Source organism: Photobacterium frigidiphilum (assembly GCF_003025615.1).
Classification (GTDB): domain Bacteria; phylum Pseudomonadota; class Gammaproteobacteria; order Enterobacterales; family Vibrionaceae; genus Photobacterium; species Photobacterium frigidiphilum.
On record NZ_PYMJ01000100.1, the window covers coordinates 1 to 2,165 of the forward strand.

A 2,165-nucleotide genomic window follows, 5' to 3' on the forward strand; every position below is an offset into this window, starting at 1 on the left:
CGTGCGACCTGAAGTCGTATGAAGCGTTGTTCACCACGACAAGAGTGAACCATCTGTATCACCAGATGACCCTAGGATCCTGAATAAAGTAGCGGATCTGACAATGTAACGAAACTCGGCCATTAGGCTGAGTGGGAACGGAATCGTGAGAGGACGTTCCTCCTGAAAACCACAATTCGGGTAAGTGCTAGGGTGTCAGTATGATGAACGTATGTGAATCCATTTAAGGTGCGTTATGTGATGAAGCAGCGAAAGTGGTTAATACGCTGTGGCCAAAATGGCAATGAGAGTTGGAAAGGGATTGGGCAATGCCCTTTCGTGATCGGTACGCTCTCCGCACTAGAGTGGGCATCTAACCTGACATTTTACGTAACATACGGAACAGGGTAAGCCTGTATCACTCCCTATGGGAAAGCCTCAGTGGCCGATAGTGGTGCAGGTATAGGAGGTTGGAAAAAGCGAAAGCTGTGTTGTAACGATGCAGATACAGACTTCTGTCTGATCACGAAAGTGAGCCCACTTCCGACTGGTCTCCCGTTGCGAGAGAATTTGAAGAACTTTATTCAAGGAGAAACGCAAATGATGATTTCAAAAGAGATTATTGCCTCTCCTGACAGCGCTCAATGGCAGTCAATCGACTGGAAATCCGTTGAGTCGCATGTATTAAAGCTCCAAATGCGTATCGCAAAGGCAACACGAGAAGGTAAACACGGCAGAGCGAAAGCGTTGCAGTGGATACTGACTCATTCTCGTTCAGCAAAGCTTCTTGCTGTTAAACGAGTATCACAAAACAAAGGCAGTAAAACGCCTGGAATAGATGGTGTCATCTGGAACACAGATGCACGCCGCATGAAAGCAGTTAATCAATTGAGCAGAAAGGCATATCAAGCCAAACCTCTCAAGCGTATCTATATCCCCAAAAAGAATGGCAAACTTAGACCACTGGGTATCCCGTGCATGATAGACAGAGCGCAGCAAGCACTCTATCTTACTGCATTAGAGCCTATATCGGAGATGCTTGCCGACCTTAACAGCTATGGATTTAGACCAAACCGTAGCACTGCTGACGCAGTCGATCAGTGTTTCAAATGTTTGGCTCTAAAGAAGTCTGCAAAATGGGTTCTTGAAGGGGATATCAAAGCCTGCTTCGACAAGATTGGGCATCAATGGCTTATGGATAACATAGCTGTAGATAAGCGCATGTTAGAGCAATGGTTAAAGTCTGGCTTTATGGACAAAGGGCTGTTTTATCGCACCGACGAGGGAACACCACAAGGTGGGATCATATCCCCAACCTTGATGCTAATGACTCTTGCAGGGCTTGAGCAGTATATTAAGTCTACTGCACTCAAAAAGGGTGCAAGAGCCAACTTTATTGGATACGCCGACGATTTCGTCGTCACTTGCGCTTCAAAGGAAGTGCTGGAGAACGATATCAAACCGTTGATTGCTGACTTTTTAAGAGATAGAGGCTTAACACTCTCCGAAGAGAAAACGCATATCACTCACATCAACGATGGCTTTGATTTCTTAGGTTTTAATCATAGGAAGTATAAAGGGAAATTGCTCATTAAACCGAGTAAATCCAATACTTTGATGTTTTTGAGTAATCTACGTGAACTCATCAAAAAGCACGCAACAATTCCAGTTAATGATCTAATCAAACTGATTAATCCGAAATTAAGGGGTTGGTCGAATTACTATCGACATTGCGTTGCAAAACAAGTATTCGGTTATGTAGGCCACAAACTATTCCATGCATTATGGCATTGGGCTAAAAGGCGTCATCCAATAAAATCTAGTACTTGGATCGCCCTTAAATACTTCATCAACCGCAAAGGCCAATGGCATTTTCACGGTTGGCAGAAGATCAAGGATATGGATTGCCAGTTTAATCTCTTCCAAATAGCCAAAGTACCAATAGAACGGCATGTAAAAATCCGAAGTGCAGCGACACCATTTGACCCTCAATACCAAGAATACTTGGTTAAAAGAAAGGTGAAAAGGCCAGCTCGCAACTCTTGGAACGAACCTGTCCCGACTGCTTTATAAGTTGCTGGGCATCAAACGATGTCTTCGTGGAGGCTTGAGCCTAGTGCAGTGAAAGTTGCACGCTGGGTTCTTAGGGAGACGGCACTTGGCAACAAGTGTCGTCCACCCGACCA

General features: G+C 44.8%; 2 protein-coding genes. Both read left to right on the forward strand.

Annotated elements, in window-relative coordinates:
- Positions 1-237 precede the first annotated feature (237 nt).
- Positions 238-390, forward strand: coding sequence for a hypothetical protein (locus C9J12_RS30925; RefSeq protein WP_170111929.1), 153 nt, complete (start codon positions 238-240; stop codon positions 388-390).
- 189 nt (positions 391-579) lie between these two features.
- On the forward strand, positions 580-2,052 hold the full coding sequence (gene ltrA, locus C9J12_RS29840) for a group II intron reverse transcriptase/maturase (RefSeq protein WP_107247080.1): 1,473 nt from the start codon (positions 580-582) through the stop codon (positions 2,050-2,052).
- Positions 2,053-2,165: the final 113 nt, after the last annotated feature.